The 24,243-nt window shown below is 48.0% G+C and carries 15 protein-coding genes; 12 read left to right on the forward strand and 3 right to left on the reverse strand.

Annotated features, from left to right (window positions below):
- The first annotated feature begins 377 nt into the window (after positions 1-377).
- The 3 genes from ACR0QT_RS09450 (at position 378) to pheT (ending at position 5,474) form a co-directional block, all read left to right on the forward strand.
- Entirely contained in the window at positions 378-1,295 is a 918-nt protein-coding gene (locus ACR0QT_RS09450; RefSeq protein WP_432630552.1) for a LysR family transcriptional regulator, read from the forward strand.
- A gap of 694 nt (positions 1,296-1,989) precedes the next feature.
- Positions 1,990-3,033 carry a phenylalanine--tRNA ligase subunit alpha gene (pheS, locus tag ACR0QT_RS09455; RefSeq protein WP_432630553.1) on the forward strand — a complete coding sequence of 348 codons (1,044 nt, stop codon included), beginning with the start codon at positions 1,990-1,992 and terminating at the stop codon, positions 3,031-3,033.
- Positions 3,034-3,053: 20 nt separating this feature from the next.
- Positions 3,054-5,474 carry a phenylalanine--tRNA ligase subunit beta gene (gene pheT, locus ACR0QT_RS09460; protein WP_432630554.1) on the forward strand — a complete coding sequence of 807 codons (2,421 nt, stop codon included), beginning with the start codon at positions 3,054-3,056 and terminating at the stop codon, positions 5,472-5,474.
- Positions 5,475-5,613: 139 nt separating this feature from the next.
- On the opposite strand, the gene ACR0QT_RS09465 is transcribed toward pheT, so the two are convergent.
- Positions 5,614-6,519, reverse strand: coding sequence for a LysR family transcriptional regulator (locus tag ACR0QT_RS09465; RefSeq protein WP_432630555.1), 906 nt, complete (start codon positions 6,517-6,519; stop codon positions 5,614-5,616).
- Positions 6,520-6,880: 361 nt separating this feature from the next.
- On the opposite strand from ACR0QT_RS09465, the gene ACR0QT_RS09470 reads away from it, so the two are divergent.
- From ACR0QT_RS09470 to bioB, 7 genes are all read left to right on the forward strand, one after another.
- On the forward strand, positions 6,881-8,272 hold the full coding sequence (locus ACR0QT_RS09470) for a sodium-dependent transporter (protein WP_432630556.1): 1,392 nt from the start codon (positions 6,881-6,883) through the stop codon (positions 8,270-8,272).
- A gap of 422 nt (positions 8,273-8,694) precedes the next feature.
- Positions 8,695-10,224 (forward strand): SWIM zinc finger family protein, encoded by a 1,530-nt coding sequence (locus ACR0QT_RS09475; RefSeq protein ID WP_432630557.1) that lies wholly within the window; start codon positions 8,695-8,697, stop codon positions 10,222-10,224.
- Between the two features lie 93 nt (positions 10,225-10,317).
- On the forward strand, positions 10,318-12,513 hold the full coding sequence (locus tag ACR0QT_RS09480; RefSeq protein WP_432630558.1) for a hypothetical protein: 2,196 nt from the start codon (positions 10,318-10,320) through the stop codon (positions 12,511-12,513).
- Positions 12,514-12,709: 196 nt separating this feature from the next.
- A complete protein-coding gene (locus tag ACR0QT_RS09485; protein ID WP_432630559.1) occupies positions 12,710-13,792 on the forward strand; it encodes an ATP-binding protein in 1,083 nt (360 codons plus the stop codon).
- Positions 13,793-13,859: 67 nt separating this feature from the next.
- Positions 13,860-16,466: a DUF5682 family protein gene (locus ACR0QT_RS09490; RefSeq protein WP_432630560.1), complete on the forward strand. Its 2,607-nt coding sequence runs from the start codon at positions 13,860-13,862 to the stop codon at positions 16,464-16,466.
- A gap of 57 nt (positions 16,467-16,523) precedes the next feature.
- Entirely contained in the window at positions 16,524-17,822 is a 1,299-nt protein-coding gene (locus ACR0QT_RS09495; RefSeq protein ID WP_432630561.1) for a VWA domain-containing protein, read from the forward strand.
- A 395-nt stretch (positions 17,823-18,217) separates the two neighbouring features.
- On the forward strand, positions 18,218-19,231 hold the full coding sequence (bioB, locus tag ACR0QT_RS09500) for a biotin synthase BioB (protein WP_432630562.1): 1,014 nt from the start codon (positions 18,218-18,220) through the stop codon (positions 19,229-19,231).
- On the opposite strand, the gene ACR0QT_RS09505 is transcribed toward bioB, so the two are convergent.
- Entirely contained in the window at positions 19,200-20,045 is an 846-nt protein-coding gene (locus ACR0QT_RS09505; protein ID WP_432630563.1) for a nuclease-related domain-containing protein, read from the reverse strand. The genes bioB and ACR0QT_RS09505 overlap by 32 nt on opposite strands.
- 303 nt (positions 20,046-20,348) lie before the next feature.
- Here ACR0QT_RS09505 and nrdD point away from each other — a divergent pair, with 303 nt between their 5' ends.
- Positions 20,349-22,475, forward strand: coding sequence for an anaerobic ribonucleoside-triphosphate reductase (gene nrdD, locus ACR0QT_RS09510; protein ID WP_432630564.1), 2,127 nt, complete (start codon positions 20,349-20,351; stop codon positions 22,473-22,475).
- Between the two features lie 105 nt (positions 22,476-22,580).
- The gene (gene nrdG / locus ACR0QT_RS09515; RefSeq protein WP_432630566.1) at positions 22,581-23,108 is read left to right on the forward strand and encodes an anaerobic ribonucleoside-triphosphate reductase activating protein; all 528 of its coding nucleotides are present in this window, start codon (positions 22,581-22,583) and stop codon (positions 23,106-23,108) included.
- A gap of 173 nt (positions 23,109-23,281) precedes the next feature.
- On the opposite strand, the gene ACR0QT_RS09520 is transcribed toward nrdG, so the two are convergent.
- Positions 23,282-24,214 carry an aldose 1-epimerase family protein gene (locus tag ACR0QT_RS09520; RefSeq protein ID WP_432630567.1) on the reverse strand — a complete coding sequence of 311 codons (933 nt, stop codon included), beginning with the start codon at positions 24,212-24,214 and terminating at the stop codon, positions 23,282-23,284.
- Positions 24,215-24,243: the final 29 nt, after the last annotated feature.

Raw genomic sequence — 24,243 nt, forward strand, 5'->3', positions numbered from 1 at the left:
CTGCGGTCGGTGCATAACAAGCGCCACTGGCGCTTTGCACCCTCGCGGAGCGTATAACTCAGAAGGGGATTGTCTCCCCTCCTGAGAAAGTTTGTGATACCCCCACCTATAGAGGAGGGGGACATCCACTCTGAGTTATAAGATTGATTTAAAATGCTTCTTTCACTTATATTGGATTTTGGTAATATTCATTGTAAGCTCCAACTTGCAGTTTGGGAAATCCATCTTTATAATAGAAGTATGACAAAGTGTAATACTTCTTGTCATAGCGATAAATGCATGGAAGAACACGCAAGTAAATGTACAAGTGCCATTTTAAGAGAATAGCAAGCGCGCAATAAACCAAACGAAACTGGCAGGAGGCGACGGAACAACAGATGGATGCAAAGAAATTGGAGATTTTGATGACGGCGGTGGATCTTGGAAGTTTTTCCAAGGCGTCGGAGGTTGTGGGATACACGCAGTCGGGACTCACACATCTCGTGAACAGCTTGGAGCGGGAGATCGGATTTCCGCTGATTGTCAGGAGCCATAACGGGATTTCTCTGACGGAGCAGGGGCGGGAGCTTGTGCCGGCGATCCGGCAGTTTTTGCAGGCGAATGCGAATCTAGAAAATCGGATTCAGACAATTGCGAAACAGCAGACGGAGACGATCCGCATTGCGGCCTATGCGAGTATGGCGATGTGTTGGATGCCGGAAATTCTCTATCGGTTTCGCCGAATCTGTCCGAATGTCGATGTGGATCTGCGCATGGTGGATCACGCGCTCGAGCCGTTTGAACTGCTTGAGGAGGGAAAGACCGATGTGATTTTTGCAAGTCGCCAGGATGTGGGGAAATGTGAATGGACACCGCTCTATCAGGAACTTCTCTATGCGATTCTGCCGAAAAATTATCCACTTGGCGGGCGGAGTGAATTTCCACTGAAAGAATTTGAGGGAAAAGATTTTCTGATGCCCTACGGTCGATTTGATATCGATGTGCACAGTACATTTGGGGAAGCCGGGGTCAAGGCAAATGAACAGACCGTCTATGTCGATGATGAGACGGTGATCCGCATGGTGGGAAAAGGACTTGGGATTTCGATGATGTCAGAGCTGATGATTCGTGGAAATACGGATGATGTTCGTTGTGTCCCGGTCACGCCAAAGAGCATTCGCGAACTTGGAATGGGAACGGAGAAGGGCGTGGCACTCTCAGAAAATATGCAGAAGTTGAAAGACTGTGTCCTGGAGTATATTCGGGAGGCAGAGCGAAGAAAAGGAGTTGGGGCAAACTGTTTTACAAAGTTGTAGCAATCCGGTGAGGGGAGAAAAAAATCAAACAGGGAAAGGAGAAGCAGGCAGGGACGGAGCGCAAAAAAGAGGCTATGCCGGTGGGATGCTGAAAAAAACTTGACTTTTCTGACCGAAATGAGTAGAATGAACCATAGGCTATGAATTGTTCATGACGATGTGAGGATAGAATAGTAAGGAATGGTAGGAAAAACAGGATACTAGGACACTCATATTTGATCCGAACAGTCATATCTGCAATCATAATTTCAGAATAAAAAAGCGAAGATCGTGTTTTTAAGATTCTGTTTCCGGTCAGAGAGAAGAGGTCGTCGGCTGTGAGCCCCTTTCCGTTCAGACAGAGATCCGAATTTCCCACGGGAGCTTCATTGCTGAATACCGAGAAGAAGAGTGGTTGAGTAGGCATTGACGTTTGGTGTACGTTACGCACCGGAAAGTGTCTGTGACAGAATGTTTTTTGCAGTCTGTTTGCAGGAAGCTGGGTGGTACCGCGGTAGAATAATTATTGTCTAATCGTCCCTTTGCACATTTGTGCGGAGGGACTTTTTTTGTACAAAAATCCATATCCTTTTTCCATAACACTGCGGTTGACCAAGAAAACCGCGAGATGTGACGGAGAAAACGGACGTGCACAAATGTGTGGATTGCAGAGCATGTTTTAGATGTTTTAGAGTAATAGAAAAGGAGAGAAATCATGCAGGATTTAAAAGAACTGAATGAAGTGATCGCTTCGATCAAAGAAAAAATCCGTGAGGGCGCAGATACTCTGACGACTTCGAGAAGTGTCTATGAGTTCAAGAAGACCTTTTTGGACAACAAGCAGGGCAAGATCGGTCTTCTGATGAAGGAGATGCGCAACGTTCCGAACGAGCAGAAGGCAGAGTTCGGTAAGACGATCAACAGCGCAAAAGAGTGGGCAAACGAGTTCTTCGACGAGCTGGATCAGAAGCTGAAGGAGAAGGAGCAGGAAATGAGATATAAGTCCGAGAAGATTGATATCTCGATGCCTCCGGTAAAGATCCGCTACGGCAACCTGCATCCGGTAACGACGGTTCGCAATCAGCTGACCGACATCTTTGCGTCTATGGGATTTGAGGTGTATGAGGGAACGGAGATCGAGACCGATTACTACAACTTCACGGCACTGAACACCCCGCAGGATCACCCGGCGCGCGACATGCAGGATACGTTCTACCTGTCTCCGGAGTTCCTGCTTCGTACCCAGACTTCCGCAGGTCAGGTTCATGTCATGGAAGCAAAGAAACCGCCGATCAAGGTCGTTTCCCCGGGTAAGGTATTCCGTTCCGATGACGATGCAACCCATTCTCCGATGTTCAGCCAGATGGAGGGCCTTGTTGTCGATGAGGGCATCACGCTCTGCGATTTAAAGGGCATGCTCGACATGTTCGTTCAGAGAATTTTCGGCGAGTCCACCAAGACCAGACTTCGTCCGTCCTACTTCCCGTTCACAGAGCCGTCTGTTGAGGTTGATGTGAGCTGTTTCCAGTGCGGAGGCAAGGGATGCAGACTGTGCAAGGGAACCGGCTGGATTGAGGTTCTCGGCGCAGGCGTTGTGAACAAGAAGGTGCTGGAGAACTGCGGAATTGATTCCGAGAAGTACAGCGGATTTGCGTTCGGCCTTGGTCTGGAGCGTATCGCAATGCTGAAATACGGCATTAACAACATCAAGATGCTTTTTGAGTCTGATCTGCGTGTGCTGGATCAGATCGATGACTGATTAGGACAGGAGGATTAGAAATGCTTGTACCGTTAAGCTGGTTAAATGATTATGTAGATATCAATGTTTCCGCAGATGAGTTGGAGAAAAAACTGTTCGACTGCGGATTTGAGGTAGAAGAAAAATGGCAGGTGGGAAAGGACATCAGCGGAATCGTTGTCGGTTACGTGGAGTCCTGTGAGCCGATTCCGGAGACCCATCTTCATGTATGTCAGGTAAATGTAGGCGGACCGGAGCTTCTTCAGATCTGCTGTGGAGCGGACAACGTAAAGGCAGGCGGAAAGTATCCGGTTGCTATGGTTGGCGCGAAAGTTTATGCAACTGCAAAGGATCATGTCACGATCGAGGGTGTTGTCACGATCAAGAAGGGCAAGCTCAGAGGATATGAGTCTCAGGGTATGCTCTGCTCCGGCGTGGAGATCGGTTTAAATGAGGATCTGTATCCGGGTGCCGGTTACTGTGGACTTCTCGTTCTGCCGGAGGATGCCGAGATTGGCGCAGACGTGAAGGAGATCACCGGATTAAACGACTGGATCTTCGATGTTTCGATCACTGCAAACCGTCCGGACTGTCAGAGCATCTTTGGTCTGGCAAGAGAGGTTTCTGCCGCTCTCGGTCAGCCACTCAAGATGCCGGCTCTCGATTACACCGAGACTGAGGTGGAGAAGGAAGGTTTTGAGGTTACCGTTGAGGCTCAGGATCTTTGCCCGCGCTACCTTGCACACTATGTATACGATGTAAAGCTGGGTCAGTCTCCGGCATGGATGAGAAGAAGACTTGCCCTTGTCGGCAACAACTCGATCTCCAACATCGTCGATATCACAAACTACATCATGAGAGAGCTTGGTCAGCCTCTTCACGCATTCGACTGCGATTATCTTGAGGGCAATGCAATCTGTGTGAGACGTGCAACCGAGGGCGAGAAGATCGTGACTCTCGATGAGAAGGAGTTCACCTTAAATCCGAACAACCTTGTGATCTGTGACGGCAAAAAGCCGGTTGCTCTTGCAGGAATCATGGGCGGTCTGAATTCCGAGATCCGTGACACGACGACAGAGGTAATGTTCGAGTCTGCAAAATTTGCCCGCGACAACATCCGCAGAAGTTCCCGTGCACTTGGTCAGTCTTCTGATGCAAGCCAGAGATACTCCAAGGGTGTCGATGAGTACGCAACCGAGATGGCAATGAAGCGTGCCCTGCATCTCGTGGAAGAGCTCGGAGCAGGAAAGGTTTCCAAGACCCACAAGAACGTGAACACCGGAAATTCCTTGGAGCCGGTAACCTTCAAGACCAGCATCAAGAAGGTAAACGGCGTTCTCGGAATCACAGTTCCGGACGAGGACATTCTTCGCATCCTGACCGGTTTGAACTTCCAGCCGGAGATCAATGGCGATGAGCTGACGATGCATTTCCCGGCATATCGTGAGGATATGGAGGATTATCCGGATGTCGCTGAGGAAGTCATCCGTATGTATGGCTATGAGCACATCAATTCCACCTTCCTTCCGACTGCAAAGGTAACGATCGGCGGAAGCAACCTGCGCCAGAAGACGATTCTGAAGGTGAAGAGAGCGCTGTGCAGTGTTGGAGCTTTCGAGGGAATCCATTATTCCTTCTTCTCCCCGGCAGACCTTGATGAGATGGGATTTGCAGAGGATGCTCCGGAGCGTCACGCAATCCGCATCATGAACCCGATCAACGAGGATCTCTCCCTGATGAGAACGACGCTTGCCCCGCAGATGATTCATGCGATGGGACGCAACCAGAAGAGAGGAATTTTCGAGGGTCGTATCTTCGAGATCGGAAATGCATTCATTCCGAAGGCGCTTCCGCTGACCGAGTATCCGGAGGAGCGCGAGACGCTGTGCATCGGTGCTTTTGGTAAGGATGAGTCCTTCTTCACCTTAAAGGGAATGGCAGAGACCGTTGCAGATGTTCTGCACATCTCCTTCACCTATGAGAGAACCGAGAAACCGTTCCTGCATCCGTATCAGACCGCAAGCATTCTCTGCGAGGGTGAGGAGATCGGTTACCTTGGAAAGGTAAAATATGAGATCATGAAGGAAGAGGCAATGCGTGAGGATGCCTACGTTCTGGAGATCAACATGAAGGCTCTCGAGAAGTGGTACGGCAAGGCACCGGTATTTGAACCGCTTCCGAAGTTTGCTGAGGAGAAGCGCGACCTGGCTCTGGTTATGGACAAGGACATCACCTGCGGACAGGTTGAGGAGTGCATCTACCAGGCAAGCCCGTTTGTAAAGGATGTCACCCTCTTCGATGTGTACGAGGGCAAGCAGATCCTTTCCAACAAGAAGTCTATGGCATTTACGGTTCTGTTCACTCCGAAGGACGAGGCTTTCGGCGCAGATACTGTGGACGGATATGTGAAGAAGATCTTAAAGCAGTTGAATAAGACTTACGGAATTGAGCTGAGAAGCTGATAAAGAGATATAAGATTTAGACTTAATAAATGCCCCAGAACGCAAGCATTTGTGGCTTGCAGGCTGGGGCATTTTTTTGTCGATGTTTTTTGAATTGCCTGCGATATTCTTTTCCTATTTTTTTGTCGATATATCGACATTAGAGACAGAGGGGAGGACGGGAAGTTGTGGGCGTGGACTGAAATTTTTCCTGCAAATAATGAAGCATTGTCTGGGAGACAACGGAGTTGGCAGTTTTTGAAAATGCAAGTCCGATCGTCCGACAAAATCCCGGGTTGAGCGGGCGGGAGATGACATCCTGGGCGAAGGCTTTTAACACAAGTTCCTGAGAGATCGTCACGCCGAGACCATTTTTTACAAATGCCATGATCAGGGTGTCGTCGCGGAAGCTGTATCGAATTTTCGGTTTGACGGAGCATCGGGTCAGCAGATGTTGGATATCGTTGTCACAACCGGGCGTCTCGATGATCAGCGGATACTCAAACAATTCGGGCAGAGAAATTTGCTCCTGTTCTGCAAGAGGATGCCCGATCGGAAAAACCGCGCAGAGCGGATCGTCATGCAGGGGATAAAACTTGAGATCATCTGCGACGATCGAGGAGAGAAATCCGCAGTCAACCTGACCGTGAGTGATCCAGTCGCGGATCTGGTCATAATTTCCGTCAAAGATTTCCACATTGACATTTGGGTAATGTTCATCGAAGAAATGGATCACATCGGGCATCCAGAGTGCGGTGATACTGGAAAAACTTCCGACGCGGAGCGTGCCCTCAATTTTGTGGGTGATCTGGAAGGCTGCCTGGCGGAGTTTATTCTTCTGGTTGACCATTTCCTGAATATAGGGGATCAGGCGGGCTCCGTTGTCCGTCAGAATGACTCCGCGTTTGACGCGGGCAAACAGCTGAATGTCAAGTTCCTCCTCGAGTCCTGCCATCATCTGGCTGATGCCGGATTGTGTATAGTTTAAAGATTCCCCGGCTTTCGAGAAACTGCCGGTCTCACACACTTTCAAAAAAATTTCATATCGATCTTTCTGTTCTCTCACAAAATGATTCTCCTATCGTTTTTGGTTACTCTTTTCTTTTTTCTTGTTGCTCTTTTTTGACCTGATTTTAGATATTACAAAATGTAATGCATAGCCATAAAACTATTTGGTTTACTGATATTATACAATGTGTTATCCTTGCTGTGCAAGTTTGAATAACTCAGAGTGGATGTCTCCCTCCTCTATAGGTGGGGATATCACAAACTTTCTCAGGAGGGGAGACAATCTTCTTCTGAGTTATACGCTCCGCGAGTATGCGAAGTGATTTTGATGGGAAGATGTCAGCAGAGCTGACCAAAATCGCGCATCAAGTTTCCGCGAGCGTCGACTTGAAATGAATTAGGGAGTGGGGAAAGAAACAATGGAAAAGAAAAAGAGTCATTTTTCGGGGCAGATTGGATTTGTGCTTGCCGCAGCGGGAAGTGCAGTCGGAGTCGGAAATCTGTGGAGGTTTCCGTATCTGGCGGCAAAAGACGGGGGCGGACTTTTTTTATTGGTGTATTTGGCACTTGTGCTGACGTTTGGGTTTACGCTTTTGACTTCTGATATTGCAATCGGGCGAAGGACAAAGGAGAGCGCGATTGGAGCATACACGAAGATGAGTCCGAGATGGAAGTTTCTTGGAATTCTCACCTTTCTTGTCCCGGTACTGATTATGACGTACTATGCGGTGATTGGTGGATGGGTGACGAAATATGCAGTTTTGTATCTGAGCGGACAGACGGAGGTCGCAGCGGGCGATCAGTATTTTACGTCCTTTATCACGTCACCGACGGCTCCGGTTGCCTTTGCGCTTCTGTTTATGGGAGTGACTTCTCTCGTTGTCTACAATGGAGTGCAGGGCGGAATTGAGCGTGTTTCTAAGTACATGATGCCGGTGCTTCTCGTGCTTGTTGTTGTGATTGCAGGATATTCGCTGACGCTTCAGCACACGGATGAATCTGGACAGCTTCGGACGGGAATTGATGGATTTCTTTATTATCTGACGCCTGATTTTTCAGGACTGACTGTGGAGCGTTTTCTTCAGATTTTGTTGGATGCGATGAGCCAGCTCTTCTTCTCATTGAGTGTTTCGATGGGGATTATGATCACTTACGGTTCTTATGTAAAACCGGAGGTAAACTTAAATCGGGCAGTCAACCAGATTGAGATTTTTGATACCGGAGTTGCGCTGTTGGCGGGAGCGATGATCATTCCGGCTGTGTTTGTATTTTCCGGGACAGAGGGAATGAGTGCCGGACCGAGCCTGATGTTTGTGTCCCTGCCAAAGGTATTTATGGCAATGGGAAAAGGAGGACGAATCGTTGGAATTCTGTTCTTTGTGACGACCATTTTTGCGACTCTGACTTCCTGCATCTCGGTTCTTGAATCGATCACAGCAAACTGCATGGAGATCTTTCACGCAGAGAGAAAGAAAACGGTTCTGGTGCTGACGATTATTTATCTGGTGGCATCGGCGGTGATTGCGCTTGGGTACAGCCTTTTTTATTTTGAGATAAAACTGCCAAATGGATCGACCGGTCAATTGCTTGATATCATGGATTATATCAGCAACAGTGTCATGATGCCATTGATTGCTCTGCTCTCGACGTTTCTGATTGGATGGATCAAGAAACCCGACTATGTGATCGGGGAGATGGAGAGAAGCGGGGATTCCTTCAAACGCAAAAAAATTTATACGGTGATGATTCGTTATGTCGCACCGGTGATGATGTTTGTGCTGTTCTTGCAGTCAACGGGAATTCTCTCATAAAACGGTGAGAGAAAAAAATGAAAATTGAAAAAAGATGGAAATCAAAAAAGACAGCAATCAAAAAAGATAGCAATCGAAAAAGATAGCAATCGAAAAAGAGGAAAATCAAAAGTCGTAAACGGATAACGGATAAGAAAAAACACAAAACCGAAAAAGATGCAGGAGAGACAGGAATGGAAAAATCAGATTCTTGTTTTTCCTGCATTTTTTATGGGTAGTCTTTTTGGAACAGTCATGATAAAATATTCATAAAATCGGGCAAATCCGAGAAGTTATCAAACAATAAAAGTGAAATCGGAAAAATAAAACACAAAACTGGAATGAAAAGATCAGAAAAAAACCGAAAAAGAGATAACAAAAGAAATAAAAAATAAAGAGCAAATAAGAAGATAAAAAATAGACAAGAAAAGGAGAAGGGCGACGTGCAGAAGATTACAGAAGAACAGATTGCTTTGATGGCACCGAATCCGAATGCGGTGGCAAACGGGAGAAAGATCTCGCAGAAGGGCGGATTTGTGAGACTTGAGCGCTCGGAAGATGATACGTTTTACATGGGGGAATGTAAGGGAAGCGGAAAGAGCAATTATTTGACCTCGGTTGACTTTATCGATCCGAGTGCACCGGTCTGTCGCTGTTCGTGTCCGAGCAGACAGTTCCCATGCAAACACGGGATCGCACTTTTGTTTGAGATCGCGGGGCAGAAATCATTCTCCCTGTGCGAGATTCCGGAAGACATCAAGAAAAAGCGGGAGAAAAAGCAGAACCGGGAGAAAAAGGCGGAGACCGGCAGGGCGGACGGCAACGCAACTCCTGCGGAGACTGGAGAAGAGCAGACAGCAAACCACGACAATGGTGCAAAGGAAATGAAGACAAAGACGACAAAGACGACGAAACGCGCGTCAGGAAATAGTCGGGCGAAAGTCAAAAAACTGCAAAAACAGTTGGAGGGACTTGAACTCGCGGAACAGATGATCAAGAACATCGTGAAATCGGGACTTGGCGTGATGGGCGCCGATAAGATCAAGACATATGAGGAGGTTGCAAAACAGCTCGGAAATTACTATCTTCCGGGTCCTCAGCATCTGGTGATGGAGCTGATTTTTGAGATCCGTTCCTTCCAGAACGATGAAAAGGAAGAACACTATGAGAATGCGGTGAAAAAGCTGGAAAAACTGTGGGCGCTGGTCAAGAAGTCAAAGAGCTATTTGGAAAAGAAGATTGAGACTTCAAATGCAGAGCAGGAGGATACGGAACTCTATGAACTGCTCGGCGGTGCATGGAAGTTGGAGGAGCTTGAGGCACTCAACCTCTGCCGGAAGGACGCAGAGCTGATGCAGTTGTCATTTTGGATTTCCTACGATGAGGCAGGGAAAACGTATGTGGACACAGGATGTTATGCGGATCTTAAAACGGGAGAGATCTTCTGCACGTACAATTACCGCCCGGCGAAGGCATTAAAGTATATGAAGCAGGATGATTCTGTGTTCCAGATCCTTCAGATTCCGACGATGGCAGTGTATCCGGGAGCCTGTAACCAGAGAGTGCGCTGGAATGGCGCGGGGATGAGAGAGGCGACGGACGAGGATCGGAGAAACGTGATTTCGTTTGCGTCCTCCTCAATCGCGCAGGAGGCAAAGAGAGCGAAGAATCTTTTGAAAAATGCGCTGGCACCGGATTTTTGTCTGAGCCTGCTTTCCTACGATCAAATCGTAAAAGTTGGTTTGACAGGGCAGACTTCATTTGTACTCATGCAGGGCGCAGAGACGATTGTTCTTGATGATATGCCGGGAATGGAGCCGACGATTTATCGTATGGAAGCATTGTCAGACACGAGTCTTTTGAAAAATCAGGTGCTCTTCGGTGCATTTTTCTACGAGGCATCAGAAGCAAGAATGAAGTTCTATCCGCTGAGTATTTTGACGGAAAAGATGACGGTGCGACTGCTCTATTAACATTGATTTAGAAGAGAACTGGAACGAACCGTTAGAACCCCAAAAAATTAGGAAGAATAAGAGATTCGAGGACGACGAAACGAGGATAAAAATATGAATCTTACACCATTATATGAGCTTAGAAGCCGGTTGAAAAACAGTATGATTGCGGGGACAGGTCTTCTCGCGGAAGATTTTCGTCTCAAACGTGCGGTTGAGGGAATCCGACCGTTTGCAAAGGCAGCGCCGGTATTTGCCAAGATCAGTGAGCTTGCAGAACAGCTTTTTGAAGAGGAGCGGGACAACAAGGAGGAGATTCTGCTCGATGCGATCACGCTTTTGGATGCCCTTTTGTGCACACAGGCGAGTGTCACAATAGAGGGATTTGCAACAGAAATTTCAACAGCAGGAAATTCGGAGATAGGAGTTTCGACAGCAGAAACTTCCGCAGAAGGGACGATAAAAGAGTCCACAGATGAGAGTTTGGAAACAACAGTTTCAGACCGGGGAAATTTAATCACAGAAGTCAAAAATTATCCCTATTCTCTTGTGAAAATCCTGACTGAGGCGCTCACGGTCTCAGGATCGGGTCATTATGCCCAGGTACTTGAGATGCATGAGACATACCCGGAACTGTTTGAGGATTACCGCGTGAAACTCGCGATGACCCAGGCGCTCGGCGCATCTTACTACGAGCTTGGCGATCAGGTGGAACAATGGCTTAAGGACACCGGAGATGACGGGATAGCGAGACTGTTGATGCGAAATTTTGATCCGAAAGGGAAGCGGGAGATGGTGCGCCGTGTTCACGTGATTGAGGAGATCTGCGGGGGACGGGCCAATGCTTTTTATCGGAGGGAGTTTCCGAACGCGGAGAAGGAAGTCCGTGAGGCGCTGATCTGGGCGCTTCGCTTTGAACCGGAAAATCTGGAACTTCTTCTGTCTCTCGAGCAGACCGAAAAGAAGAGTATGAAGAAGGTTGTGATTGCGACACTTGCCAATCTGTCGCCTGAGGAGGCAAGTGCTCCGTTTGAAAAGATCATGAAAAAGAAGCCGGAATCGGTGTTTGACTGTCTGCACTTATCCCAGACCGAGTGGGGATCAAGGTTAACGGCAAAATGTCTGATTCAGGGGCTTGAGCAGTGGGAGCAGAGAGCGACGGAGCGGGGAAGTTATGCGCTGACAAAGGAGGAGGCAAACTGGTGGGAAACATTTTTGCCGATTCTGATCGGAAAGCGTGGAATAGAGATTGAGGAAGCATTTGCGTATGCCTCAGAATGGATGAGAGCGCATATTGATCCGCAGACAAAAGCCGAGGAAGAGCAAAAAAAAAAAGAGAATTCTTACGAGAGCTCACGATATGAGATGCCAACGAATCAGGAAGTCTATGGAATGAATGTGGGACGGATTCAGGACGGTGCCATGGTCAAGCAGGCGCTTGGATATGCGCTGATGGTGTCACTGCGGATGGGACAGGATGATGGACTCTGTGCGCTTGCAGAGAAACTCTATGAGCAGAATGGATGGGAGGACCCGAGAAATCCATATTTTGGATCCGCATTACTTGCAAAACTTTTTGAGCCGGGTGACTGCTCTGAGTGGATCAGAGAGCAGATTTTTTTGCCGGAATCGAATTTGCTGTCAAAAGCGAAGGCGCTCGCGAAGTTTGTTTCCCAGATTAAACGAGATAAATCAGATGAATCAGATGGATCAGATGGACCAAAAGCAGAATCAAAACTGACTGGAAAATTATGCTCCGATCGATTGGATGCACTCGAGCATGTCTTTTATGGAATCAAGCCGGATCAGAGTGGATGGAAGATGGAGAGCAAATTCTATTATCCGGTTCTCGGGGATATCCGCAGGGTGGTTCTTTCGATTCCGCAGAGATTTGAGGATGGAATGATCGATTTATTGATGGATTGCAAAGATCTTCGGACAGACAAGATACTTGCAAACCTTGCAGATCTGGATTCGCCTGAGAGCAGGAAGAAAATCGGAGACTATTTTTATCAGAGAGCGCGGATTAGCTTGGATGTGGACACCTGCATCCGTGTGATGAAACGATGCGGATGTACGGAGTGCAAGGGAATTTTGAGCCATTATATTCGGACGTTCAAGCGGGGATTCTGGGATCTGTGGTATTTCTGCGATCGACTTCCGGGCACTGGAAAGGCGAAGGCACAGGAGATCCGCGAGACGGTGCGATTGCTTGAGAATGGAACGCTGAAACTGCGCCAGTGGAACAAGCAGTATGCAGAGCAACTGGAAAATCTGGCAAAGCACCTGGAAGAGGAAGAAATCGGATAGAGATCGGATAGAAATCAGATAGGGATTAGATAGAGACAAGATAGAGATCAAGAGATCAGACACTCGATATAAAAAAAAAAGAAATAGAAAAGAATAGAAAAAATAGAATGCTGGAATAAGTAAGTAGGAAGAAAAAAGTACAACGAAAATGAAATAGAATAAAAACACGAGCAGAGAAAGGGAAAAGGAAACGGTTATGAGTACAGAGATGTTGAGACTTCCGGCGGAGGAACAGTACAAAAAAGAGCTGGAGGCTTTGATTGCAAATGAGACAGATCCGGTGCCGGCGGGATGGAAGATGTCCCCTCGTTCTGTCCGCACTTATATCTGTGGAGGAAAGGCGGGAAATACGGTCATCACACCAAAATATATCGGTCATGAGCGTCTTGTGGAGATTGCGATTGCGACGCTTGTCACAGACCGCGCCCTGCTCTTGATTGGAGAGCCGGGAACGGCAAAGAGCTGGCTTTCTGAGCATTTGACGGCAGCGATCAATGGAAACTCGACAAATGTGATTCAGGGAACTGCGGGAACGACAGAAGAACAGATCCGCTATTCGTGGAATTATGCGATGCTTCTCGCAAAAGGTCCGTCTCAGGAAGCAATGTTGAAGAGTCCGATTTTTCGTGCGATGGAGGAGGGAACGATTGCGAGAGTTGAGGAGATCTCAAGATGTGCATCGGAGGTTCAGGATGCCCTGATCTCGATTCTGTCGGAGAAAAGAATTTCCGTACCGGAGCTTGGCATGGAAGTTCCCGCAAAAAAGGGATTTTCGATTATTGCGACGGCAAATACGCGCGATAAGGGCGTCAATGAGATGTCGTCTGCGCTGAAACGCCGTTTTAACATTGTTGTGCTCCCGGTTCCGGATGATCTTGAGACGGAGATTCAGATCGTGAGATCGAGGGTGGAACAGCTGGCAGGTGGAATGGAACTGAATGCATCTCTGCCGAAGGAGGAGATTGTGGAGAAGGTCTGCACGATTTTCCGAGAACTGCGAAGTGGAGAGACCTATGATAAGACACAGAAAATAAAGACGACGACCGGAGTGCTCTCCACAGCGGAGGCGATCTCTCTGCTTTGTGGAAGCATGGCACTTGCGGGAAGTTTTGGAGATGGAACGATCAGCGATGAGGATCTTGCAGCGGGACTTTCCGGTGCGGTGATCAAGGAAGAGGACAAGGATGTGACTGCATGGAAGGAATATCTGGAAAATGTGATGAAAAAGCGCGGATCAAAGTGGAATGGGTTGTACCGGGCATGCAGAAAGCTTCTGTGATGGCGATGGATTGCTGATTGCTTTAATGGCTTGATAGCTTGGCTTGTAGCGATGGGAGTTTGAGAAAATGAGAGAAAAGAAAGAGCCATATATTTTTGGAATCCGTCATCTGTCTCCGGCAGGGGCGTGGCATCTGCTCCAATTTCTTGAGGAGAAAAAGCCCGGACTTGTGCTCGTTGAGGGACCATCGGATTTTGCGGATATGATCGAGGATCTGGTGCGAACAGAGACGAAACCGCCGGTTGCGATTCTGGCGTACACCAGACAGCTTCCGGTTCGCACGGTTCTATATCCGCTTGCGGAATATTCCCCGGAGTATCAGGCGATTCGCTGGTGTCATAAAAATAAGGTTGTGTGCCAGTTTATGGATCTGCCGTCCGATGTGATTCTGGCACTGCCACAGGAGCAGGAGAATAATGCGGGCAATGATCCGGATATGCAGGGTGTGCAGGGCGATCCGGATGGCACGCGTAAAGATAACAGTCAGACTGGTCAGGGAGAAACGTTGGCTAGAGGTCGATCAGATGATTCGAATGGACAAAATGAACAGAATGGGGCGCGTGAGCGCGGATCAGAGTCAATTTATGAAAAACTGGATCGCTTGACCGGGGAAGATGGTCAGGAAATGTTTTGGGAGAGGATTGCGGAGCACACACTGGACACCGAAGGATACCATCTTGGAAGTAATTTGTTTGGGGAGAAGTTGAGGGAACTCTGCACGGAGTCGCAAAACCAGAAGGTTCAAGATCAGCCCCGTGAAGTTGTGCCCCATAAAGTTGCGCGTGAGACGGAGGATGTTTGCCGAAAATGGAATTCGGAACAGTGGGAGGAGATTCGGACGCTTCTTCGAGAAGCCTATATGTGCCGGAAAATTCAGGATGCACTTGCCGAGGGCTATCGACCGGAAGAGATTGTGGTTGTGACGGGTTCTTACCATGTGGCGGGACTTCGGGAGCGATTGCGAAATGGACAAACGGTGACGGCAAAAGCAGAGAAAGAGGAAGAGTCGGAGAAACAACGACAGATCAGTACCGGAGAGCCGGATGATAAGATTTTTGAAAATTCCGGAATGACCGATGAGGAGATCTGCCGGCTTCCGAGGGTGGAGACGAATCACACGTTGATGCCGTACTCATATTATCGGCTGTCGAGTCGCTCAGGATATGGGGCAGGAAATCAGGCTCCGGCATATTACGAACTGCTCTGGCGGGGAATGAAGCATCAGGATCTGTGGGAAGCGTCTAATCGTTATCTTGCGGGAATTGCAGGATACCAGAGGGCGCACGGGACACCGGTCTCCTCGGCGGAGGTGATTGAGGCAGTCAGACTCGCAAAGACGCTTGCCGTGCTTCGAGGAGGAAGGGTCCCGGCACTCAGGGATCTTCGAGATTCTGCAATCACCTGTCTCGGTCATGGAAGTTTTGCTGAGATCAGTCTTGCAGTCGCACAGACGGAGATTGGAAAAAAGATTGGAAGTCTGCCGGAGGGAGTCAGCCGAACCTGTATTCAGGAAGATTTTTATCGGAATTTGAGAGAACTCAAACTGGAAAAATATCAGAGTTTGAGCGCTGAAGAGTTGAATCTGGATCTGCGAGAAAATCGAAATGTCGTGTCAGAAAAATCGGCGTTTCTGGATCTGCACCGCTCGTTTTTCCTGCATCGTCTTCGAGTTCTCGGTGTGAGTTTTGGAAGTTTGCAGACGACGAAACAGGAGAATGCGACCTGGGCGGAGCGCTGGACACTTGCCTGGACACCGGAAGCAGAGATTGAACTTGTCGAGACGGCACTGATCGGGGACACGATTGTTCAGGCAGTCGCCCTCGTTTTTCAGGAGAGAACGGAGCACGCAAAGGAGATCGGGGAGATTGCGCTTGTGATCGAGGATGCGTTTCTATGTGGAATGGAGAGGGCGCTTTCTAGCACGGTCGGGGCGCTTCAGGCGATCGCGATTGACGAGGTGGCGATCCGGGAACTTGCAGTGACGGTGCATCGGCTCTCTACCGTTGTGCAGTATAGGGATATTCGAAATATTCACACGGAAATGCTGATTCCTGTCATGAAACAGATGTTTTACCGGGCATGTCTGATTCTTGCGCAAGAATGTAAGTGCGACGATTCCGCATCGAAATCGATCTCAGAGGCGATGGATCAGCTCAATCAGGCGCAGACTGCACATGAGTTTCTCAATGCGGAATCATGGGTTCAGGCGCTGAAAGAGGTCGCAGAACGAGATGATTTGAATCCAAGACTTTCCGGATATGCATCGGCGATTCTTCTTGAGCGGGGACTGCTGAGCGAGGCAGAGCTGGGGGCACAGATTCAGCGAAGACTCTCGAATGGAATTCCGGCAGAGCTTGGAGCGGGATGGTTTGAGGGTTTGTCGATGAAAAATCGATATGCACTGATTGCCCGACTTTCAATTTGGAAAAATCTCGATGAATATCTGGACACATTGGATGACGAGGAGTTCAAAAAGGCATTGGTATTTTTGCGCCGGGCATTTGCGGATTTTAATTCCGGGGAGAAGGATGAGATTGCGGAGAATCTCGGTGAGATCTGGGGACTCAATGGACAGCAGGTCAGTGAGACAGTAAATGCGGTGCTTGAGACCGAGGAGCAGGATTTCATTCAGGAGCTGGCACAGGATCTCGGAGACTTTGATTTTGACTTTTAAGTCGGGGTAGTTCACACGGAATGAGAGGAAAGAGGGGCGAAAAGAGAAAATCGGGATATGGATAAAAACAGTACCAATCATACAGAAAAAGTGGATCAGAACACAGAGGATTTGAATAAAGATGATAAGGATAGAGACAATCAAAATAGAGACAATCAGAATAGAGATGATCAAAATAAAGACGATCAAAATAAAGACGATCGGGAAAAAATCAGGCGTTGGCGGTTGATTCTGGGGCAGGAGAGTGAAAATCGTTTTTCTCAGATGGGAAATGCGAAACTCAGTGAAGAGCAGGATCTGATGGATCAGGCGCTCTCTGTGATCTACAATCGCGGGGATGGCGGATTTAAAAACAGGGGAGCGGGAAAAGGGCCTTCCGATCCTCAGATCAGCAGGTGGCTCGGGGATGTGAGAACGCTGTTTGACAAAGAGATTGTGACGATCATTCAGTCCGATGCGATTAATCGATGCGGACTCAAGCAGTTGATGTTTGAGCCGGAACTTTTGGAGCATCTCGAGCCGGATGTCAGCCTTGCATCTACGCTTCTGATGCTTAAGGAACAGATTCCGAAGAGTTCCAAAGAGAGTGTGAGGATCTTTATCCGAAAGATTGTGGATCAGATAAATCGCTTGCTTGAGCAGGATCTCAAACGGGCAGTGACCTCGGCGATCAATAAGAGGAGACATTCTCCGATTCCGTCGGCGGTTGCCCTCGACTATAAGACGACGATCTCGAGAAATCTCAAGCATTACAACAAAGACTTGGGAATGATCGTGCCGGAACATTTTTATTTCTTTGACCGGACAAGCTCGAGTTCAGCAAACAAATGGAATATCATTCTCGATGTCGACCAGAGTGGATCGATGGGAGAGTCGGTGATCTACTCGTCGATTATTGCCTGTATTCTTGCGTCTATGACGAGTCTGACGACGCGGATTGTCGGTTTTGACACGAATATTATTGATCTGACGGACAAGTGCGAAGATCCGGTGGATCTGCTGTTTGGATTTCAACTCGGCGGGGGAACGGATATCAATCGCTCGGTCGCGTACTGTGAGCAGTTTATCACAAATCCGTCAAAGACGCTGTTTTTCCTGATTTCGGATCTTGATGAGGGTGGAAATCGCGCAGGGCTGTTGAGACGGCTTGAGGAGATGAAGAGCTCCGGTGTGACGGTTGTCTCGCTTTTGGCGCTTGCAGATGGCGGAAAGCCCTATTATGATGCGAGGATGGCATCAAAGGTTGCAGGGCTTGGGATTCCCTGCTTTGCGTGCAGTCCCCAGATGCTCCCACGGTTGATTGAGCGTGCGCTGAAGGGGCAGGAGATTTCGGAGAGGGAGTTTGAGGTTAAATAAAGATAAATAGGGCTCCTACGGCGGGATAAGTCCTGCAAACGCGCTCTCGCTCCGGGTTCGACGTAGCGGTGCATAAGGCTGTAAACTACACAGCCTAAGCACCGACGTCTCACACGGGTTTGCAGGATCTTTCCCGCCTTCGTCGCCGTGAGTGAAATTTCCCTAATTGTGATAGTTAAAATATTATTTGGCGTGTGGGATTTGCTTGAAGGTGATTTTGTATGAATTTGACATGTCAACTTGTAAACTGTAATTAAATTACAAGTTGACATAGATGGCAGTTCGTGATAAAGTTTATTATTATTGCAAAAAAAGAAATATTTAGAACCTGGAAAAGTTTAAAAAGAAATCATAAGAAGACTATGAAGAAATAGAGAAAAGCGAGGAATTTGTTCATGACTGCCGAGAAGAATTCTGTAAATAACGAGGAGATCTATGCAAAGATTTTTGCTCAGGAGGAGCCGAATCTGACGAGGGATGAGGCGATTGCGCTGATCAATCTGCCGGATGAGAGACTTGGCGATTTGATGCGTGTCGCAGGAAATCTGCGGACAAAGTACAAGGGAAATCGCGTGAGCATCCATATCCTGACGAATGCGAGAAGTGGCAACTGTTCCCAGAACTGTGCGTACTGTGCGCAGTCGAGTCGTTCTCAGGCGGATATTGACAAGTATAAGTGGGTGGCAGATGAGAAACTTTATCGCGACAATACGTTTGTTCAGGAGAACCACCTCTCGCGTCACTGCATCGGACTGAGTGGAATGGGATTCAGCGATGCTGAGATTGAGGAGCTTGCAAAGAAAATCCGCGTGATGAAGGCAGAGGGCACTCATCTTTGCTGTTCGATCGGCTTCTTGACCGAAAAGCAGGCACTGATGCTCAAAGATGCCGGTCTTGACCGAATCAACCACAACTTAAACAGCAGTCGCTCTTACTATCACAATATCTGCACGACGCATACTTACGAACAGCGTGTGCAGAATATTCGCATGCTTCAGAGACTTGGATTTGAGATTTGCAGTGGTGGAATCATTGGAATGGGAGAGAGCAAGGAGGACGTTGTCGACATGCTTCTCGACCTTCGCGAGATCCGCCCGCAGGCACTTCCGATTAACTTCCTGATCCCGATTCCGGGCACTCCACTTGAGGGGATCGATACCTCCGTGCTGACCCCGGAATACGGTCTGAAAGTGCTCTGCCTTGCGCGTCTTCTCGTCCCGCAGACCGACATCCGCTGTGCGGCAGGACGTGAGATCTACTTTAAGGGACGTGAGAAAGAGCTGTTGAGCGTTGTAGATTCGATCTTTGCATCGGGATATTTAACTGCCGGTGGTCAGGGAATTTCCGACACCGTGAAGGCAGTCACCGATGCCGGATTTACCTGTGAGATTGAGTCTTCCGGTGTGTAGACTTTGAGGATTTACCGGCAGTCTGGGACGAATTTACCCGTTTTTGAACCGACTTAACATGACGATGTTTTTGCGCTGTGCTGGCTTGGGTGCATGGATAGAGGAGTTTCGCAATCTGAGAAACCTCTTCTGCACTTAGCGCATAGCGCTTTTTTGAGGCGATCGGAGCGATGATCTTGGGTAAAGTGTTATAAGTTGCCGTGACGCTCTCCGTCGTCCGTTTAGGGACGGATTTTAAATCACAGTGATCAGAAAAGACGATGACCGAGTGAATCGGCACGTCTTTTTTTGGTGTCTTTCTGGCTGTCTGCATGAAAATTTCACGTGCTTCCCGTGACAGAAGCTCTTTTAAACAGGAAATATGGGATCTGTTTTGCAAAATCGGATTGAAAAAGGAATTTTGCGTCGTCGAATGTCCCTTTGCCGGAAGTGTCTGTGTCCAGTACTGGTCGGCTTCCTTTCCGGAGATCACTCCTCCATAGTTTTTGCTCTCAAACACATAGATTCCGCTGTGATGGATCATCAGTGCGTCAACCTCAGTCGTCTCCCCGGAGCGCCATGGGAGATAGCAGTTAAAGAGAAAATGAGCTCCGTCCCTCTCATAGGAGGCGAGATTCTGATAAATCTGATATTCGCCGTAAGCGCCCTTGTCCTTCTGGATTTTCCGGTAGGAGTTGTGCGTGATTTTGTGGTAGGTAGTTTTGTAAAACTGTCCGGCAGGGCTGTTTGTAAAGTGATGCCACAAGAGTGCAAGAACACCCGCAAGGACAAGGATCAAAATGAAAACAGACAGGTTGTTGTTGAGTAAATGCATGATTGGTTGTATCCTCCGGTTTTCTGTTATCTGAGTGTTATTATACGCAGAGATTTTCTCTTCGGCAAGATCGATTTTATTCGTTTTCGGCTTTTTGTATAGTCGGAAAAAGGACGGTTTTAAGGGGAGTATCGCCGGAAATACGGGAGCATGAGAGACGGGAGACAGAATTTTTTATGGAATCCGCATATAGACAAAGTGGAATTCTCCTCGTATAATAGGACTTGCAGTGTCATATATAAATACTATATATTGATGCATGAACGTGGAAAATAACTATATATAGTTGGGAGACGAGCGGGGATGAAAGTACAGAAACGGGATGGAAGAATCGCGGTTTATGATGCCAACAAGATCCGGGCGGCAATTCGCAGAGCAAATGAGACGGTAGAGGAATCTGAGCAGGCAGATGCAGGGCTTGTGGAGCAGACGATCCGCTGTGTGGAAGAGCAGGCAAAGGATGTGATTCCGGTCGATACGATTCGGGATCTGGTCGAGAGACAGATGATGGGGCACAATAAATATATGCTGGCGAAGAAATATATGCTTTACCGTTATCAGCGTGCACTGCTTCAGAAGACCAACACGACGGACGAATCGATTTTGAAATTGATTCGCAATGAGAACAAGGAACTGGCGGAGGAGAACTCTAACAAGAATACGGTGCTCGCGTCAACGCAGAGAGATTATATCGCGGGTGAAGTGTCGAGAGATGTGACGAAACGACTGCTCCTTCCGGAGAAGATCACTCTCGCGCATGAGAACGGGGTTTTGCATTTCCATGATGCCGATTACTTTATTCAGCCGATTTTTAACTGCTGTCTGATCGACATTGCGGACATGCTCGACAATGGAACGGTGATGAACGGAAAGATGATTGAGACACCGAAGAGCTTCCAGGTCGCATGCATCGTTATGACGCAGATCATTGCAGCAGTCGGAAGCAACCAGTACGGCGGGCAGTCTGTGGCAATCAAGCATCTCGGCAAGTATCTGCGCCGGAGTCGCGAGAAATTTGAGCGGGAACTGGTTGAGGAGTTTCACGATGAGATGAGCGCCGAGGAGCGCGAGCGGATCGTGGGAATCCGTCTGCGGGACGAGCTTCGCTCCGGTGTTCAGACAATCCAGTATCAGATCAATACGCTGATGACGACGAACGGTCAGGCGCCTTTTGTGACCCTGTTTTTACAGATTGATCCGGATGATGAGTATGTGGAAGAGAATGTCATGATCATTCGAGAGATCCTCCGTCAGCGCATTCAGGGAACAAAGAATGATGCGGGAGTCTATGTGACCCCGGCGTTCCCGAAACTGATCTATGTGCTCGACGAGTGCAACTGTTTAAAGGGCGGTCCGTATGACGATGTGACTCGCATGGCAGTGGAGTGCTCGGCAAAGCGCATGTATCCGGATTACATTTCTGCAAAGAAGATGCGCGAGAATTACGAGGGAAACGTCTTCAGTTGTATGGGATGTCGGTCTTTTCTGTCTCCGTGGAAAGATAAAAACGGAAATTACAAGTGGGAAGGTCGTTTCAATCAGGGTGTAGTCAGCATCAATCTTCCGCAGATCGGAATTCTTGCAAGAGGTGATGAGGAGAAATTCTGGAAACTTCTCGATGAGAGACTCGAGCTCTGCCGTGAGGCGCTGATGTGCCGTCACAATGCGCTTCTTGGAACTCTCTCCGATGTGAGCCCGATTCATTGGCAGTACGGGGCGATTGCGCGCCTGAAAAAAGGAGAAAAGATTGACCGCTTCTTAAAGGATGGTTATTCGACCCTCTCACTTGGCTACATTGGCATTTATGAGATGACCTACCTGATGAAGGGAGTCAGCCACACAGATCCGGTTGGACGGGAATTTGCGTGGAAGGTCATGAAGTACATGCATGACAAGACCGAGGCATGGAAACGCGAGACCGGTCTTGGATTTGGACTCTACGGAACGCCGGCAGAGTCTCTCTGCTATCGTTTTGCGCGGATCGACCAGCAGAAATATGGTGTGATTGAAAATGTAACTGACAAGGGCTACTACACGAACTCCTACCATGTCGATGTGCGTGAGAAGATCAATGCATTTGATAAGTTCCGCTTTGAGAGCGATTTCCAGAACCTCTCGACAGGCGGTGCGATTTCCTATGTTGAAGTTCCGAATATGATGAACAATCTCAAGGCGATGGAGACACTTGTGACCTACATTTATGACAATATCCAGTATGCGGAGTTTAACACGAAATCGGATTATTGTCAGGTTTGTGGATACGAGGGAGAAATCAAACTCAATGACAATCTTGAGTGGGAGTGCCCTCAGTGTGGAAATAAGGATCACAGCAAGATGAATGTGACCCGACGCACCTGCGGATACCTCGGGGAGAATTTCTGGAACACCGGAAAGACGAAGGAGATCAAGAGCAGAGTTTTGCACCTGTAAAATTGGATTTTTGTCTATCAAAATCGCAGAGTACCACGCCTGATGACATAGGAAATGGAGAATTCAGACGTGGTAATTCATAACAACTGAAAGGATTATCGTTTTATGAATTACGCAACAATCAAGTCGGTGGACATTGCAAACGGACCGGGTGTGAGAGTGTCTCTGTTTGTGAGCGGATGCCCGCACCACTGCAAGGCATGTTTCAATGAGGAGGCATGGGATTATCAGTACGGCGAGCCATTTACGGAGGAGACGCAGGAATATCTGCTGAGTCTTCTGGCACCGGATTACATAGAGGGAATGACCCTGCTTGGTGGAGAGCCGATGTACCCGAAGAATCAAGAAGCTCTGCTCCCGTTTGTGAAAAAAGTTCGTGACACCTATCCGAACAAGACAATCTGGTGCTTCACCGGATATGATTTTGAGAAGGAAATTCTTGCAAAGATGGTGCCAGAATCAGAGACGACGAGAGAACTTCTCTCACTCTTTGATGTGATGGTGGATGGACGCTTTGTAGAAGAAAAGCGAAATTTAAGTCTGAAATTCCGCGGTTCCGAGAATCAGAGGATTCTTAATGTAAAAGAGTCGCTGAGAGCGGGCAAAGCAGTTTGGGTCGAGGAATTTCGTTGAAACTACAAATAACAAAAGCCTGGAAATTGGAATATAATTTTAAGCAATTAGAAAACTGAAAATAAGATTTTAGGAAATAGAGAATTATGTGAGGAGCTCCGCAAGGCGGGAATTTACCCGCCGGCGGAGCTTTTTATATTTTATTTCATTTGTTTTTTATGTATTTAAAACTTTTACACCATCCGAATTCTCGTCTGATAACTTCTTGCAGTGTGCGCATCCAATCTCTGAACCTGATACTTGTGAATGAATTCATCATCCTCATCCATTCGGATTGCACATCCATTCCACGGTTCTATGCAGAGAAACGGGGCATGCTTGCCGTTCGGAGTCCAGAATCCAATTCCGCCAAAATCCGGATAGGCAACCTCGACACCGTGACCACTGTTGCGATTGATGAGACGAACCACATGGGAAGCTGTTTTCTCAAAGTAGACGGCATCCAGATCGAAGAGGTCGTAGTGGAGAGGGATCACAGACTCGTTTTCGAGCGTGATCGTCCCATGTCTTGACGGGTCAAATTCCAGTTTTTCCAGATCGTAGAGCACGGAAGAGATGGATTCTTTTTTCTCAAATTCCAACTGATAATCTTCAAAGACAGCGCCATCCTCCATCGGGCAGAGAAATCCGGGATGTGCACCGATGCAGTAGCAAATCTCACGGTTCATCGGATTTTCTACCTGATAAGTCATTGAGAGCGTTCCATTTTCAAGACGATAGGTCAGCGTTAAAACAAACTCATATGGATAGTGAATCCTCGTTTCTTTGTTTGCACAGAGCGTAAATCGTACCTCGGAGTCGGAGATCTGTTCTGCCTCAAATTCAGAAGTACGGCAGAATCCGTGCTTGGCAAGCTCGTACCATTCGCCGTCAAATTTTGTGCGGTTGTTTCGGCTGTTTCCAATTGCAGGAAAGAGTAGAGGAGAGCAGAATCCCCAGATCGCCGGATCTCTCTGCCAGATATGTTCTCTGCCGGAGGCGTCCTTCAAGGAGATCAACTGCGCACCGAGGGAGTCGATCGATGCAGATACAAACATTGCGCCATTATGAGTCTTATCATGGGTTTTATCGGGAATCTGAATCTTATCGTGAATTGTGAAAATCATAAGCTAGAATCCTCTCTTTCTCTTATCAT

Origin of the sequence: Brotaphodocola sp. (assembly GCF_050873365.1) — a bacterium.
Taxonomy (GTDB): domain Bacteria; phylum Bacillota; class Clostridia; order Lachnospirales; family Lachnospiraceae; genus Brotaphodocola.

Excerpts from the sequence above, each read along its gene's own strand:
- nrdG (WP_432630566.1), top strand. The coding sequence starts at position 22,581 with ATGAATTACGCAACAATCAAGTCGGTGGACATTGCAAACGGACCGGGT.
- pheT (WP_432630554.1), top strand. The coding sequence starts at position 3,054 with ATGCTTGTACCGTTAAGCTGGTTAAATGATTATGTAGATATCAATGTT.
- pheS (WP_432630553.1), top strand. The coding sequence starts at position 1,990 with ATGCAGGATTTAAAAGAACTGAATGAAGTGATCGCTTCGATCAAAGAA.
- ACR0QT_RS09480 (WP_432630558.1), top strand. The coding sequence starts at position 10,318 with ATGAATCTTACACCATTATATGAGCTTAGAAGCCGGTTGAAAAACAGT.
- ACR0QT_RS09450 (WP_432630552.1), top strand. The coding sequence starts at position 378 with ATGGATGCAAAGAAATTGGAGATTTTGATGACGGCGGTGGATCTTGGA.
- nrdD (WP_432630564.1), top strand. The coding sequence starts at position 20,349 with ATGAAAGTACAGAAACGGGATGGAAGAATCGCGGTTTATGATGCCAAC.
- ACR0QT_RS09505 (WP_432630563.1), bottom strand. The coding sequence starts at position 20,045 with ATGCATTTACTCAACAACAACCTGTCTGTTTTCATTTTGATCCTTGTC.
- ACR0QT_RS09520 (WP_432630567.1), bottom strand. The coding sequence starts at position 24,214 with ATGATTTTCACAATTCACGATAAGATTCAGATTCCCGATAAAACCCAT.
- ACR0QT_RS09470 (WP_432630556.1), top strand. The coding sequence starts at position 6,881 with ATGGAAAAGAAAAAGAGTCATTTTTCGGGGCAGATTGGATTTGTGCTT.
- ACR0QT_RS09490 (WP_432630560.1), top strand. The coding sequence starts at position 13,860 with ATGAGAGAAAAGAAAGAGCCATATATTTTTGGAATCCGTCATCTGTCT.
- ACR0QT_RS09495 (WP_432630561.1), top strand. The coding sequence starts at position 16,524 with ATGGATAAAAACAGTACCAATCATACAGAAAAAGTGGATCAGAACACA.
- ACR0QT_RS09485 (WP_432630559.1), top strand. The coding sequence starts at position 12,710 with ATGAGTACAGAGATGTTGAGACTTCCGGCGGAGGAACAGTACAAAAAA.
- bioB (WP_432630562.1), top strand. The coding sequence starts at position 18,218 with ATGACTGCCGAGAAGAATTCTGTAAATAACGAGGAGATCTATGCAAAG.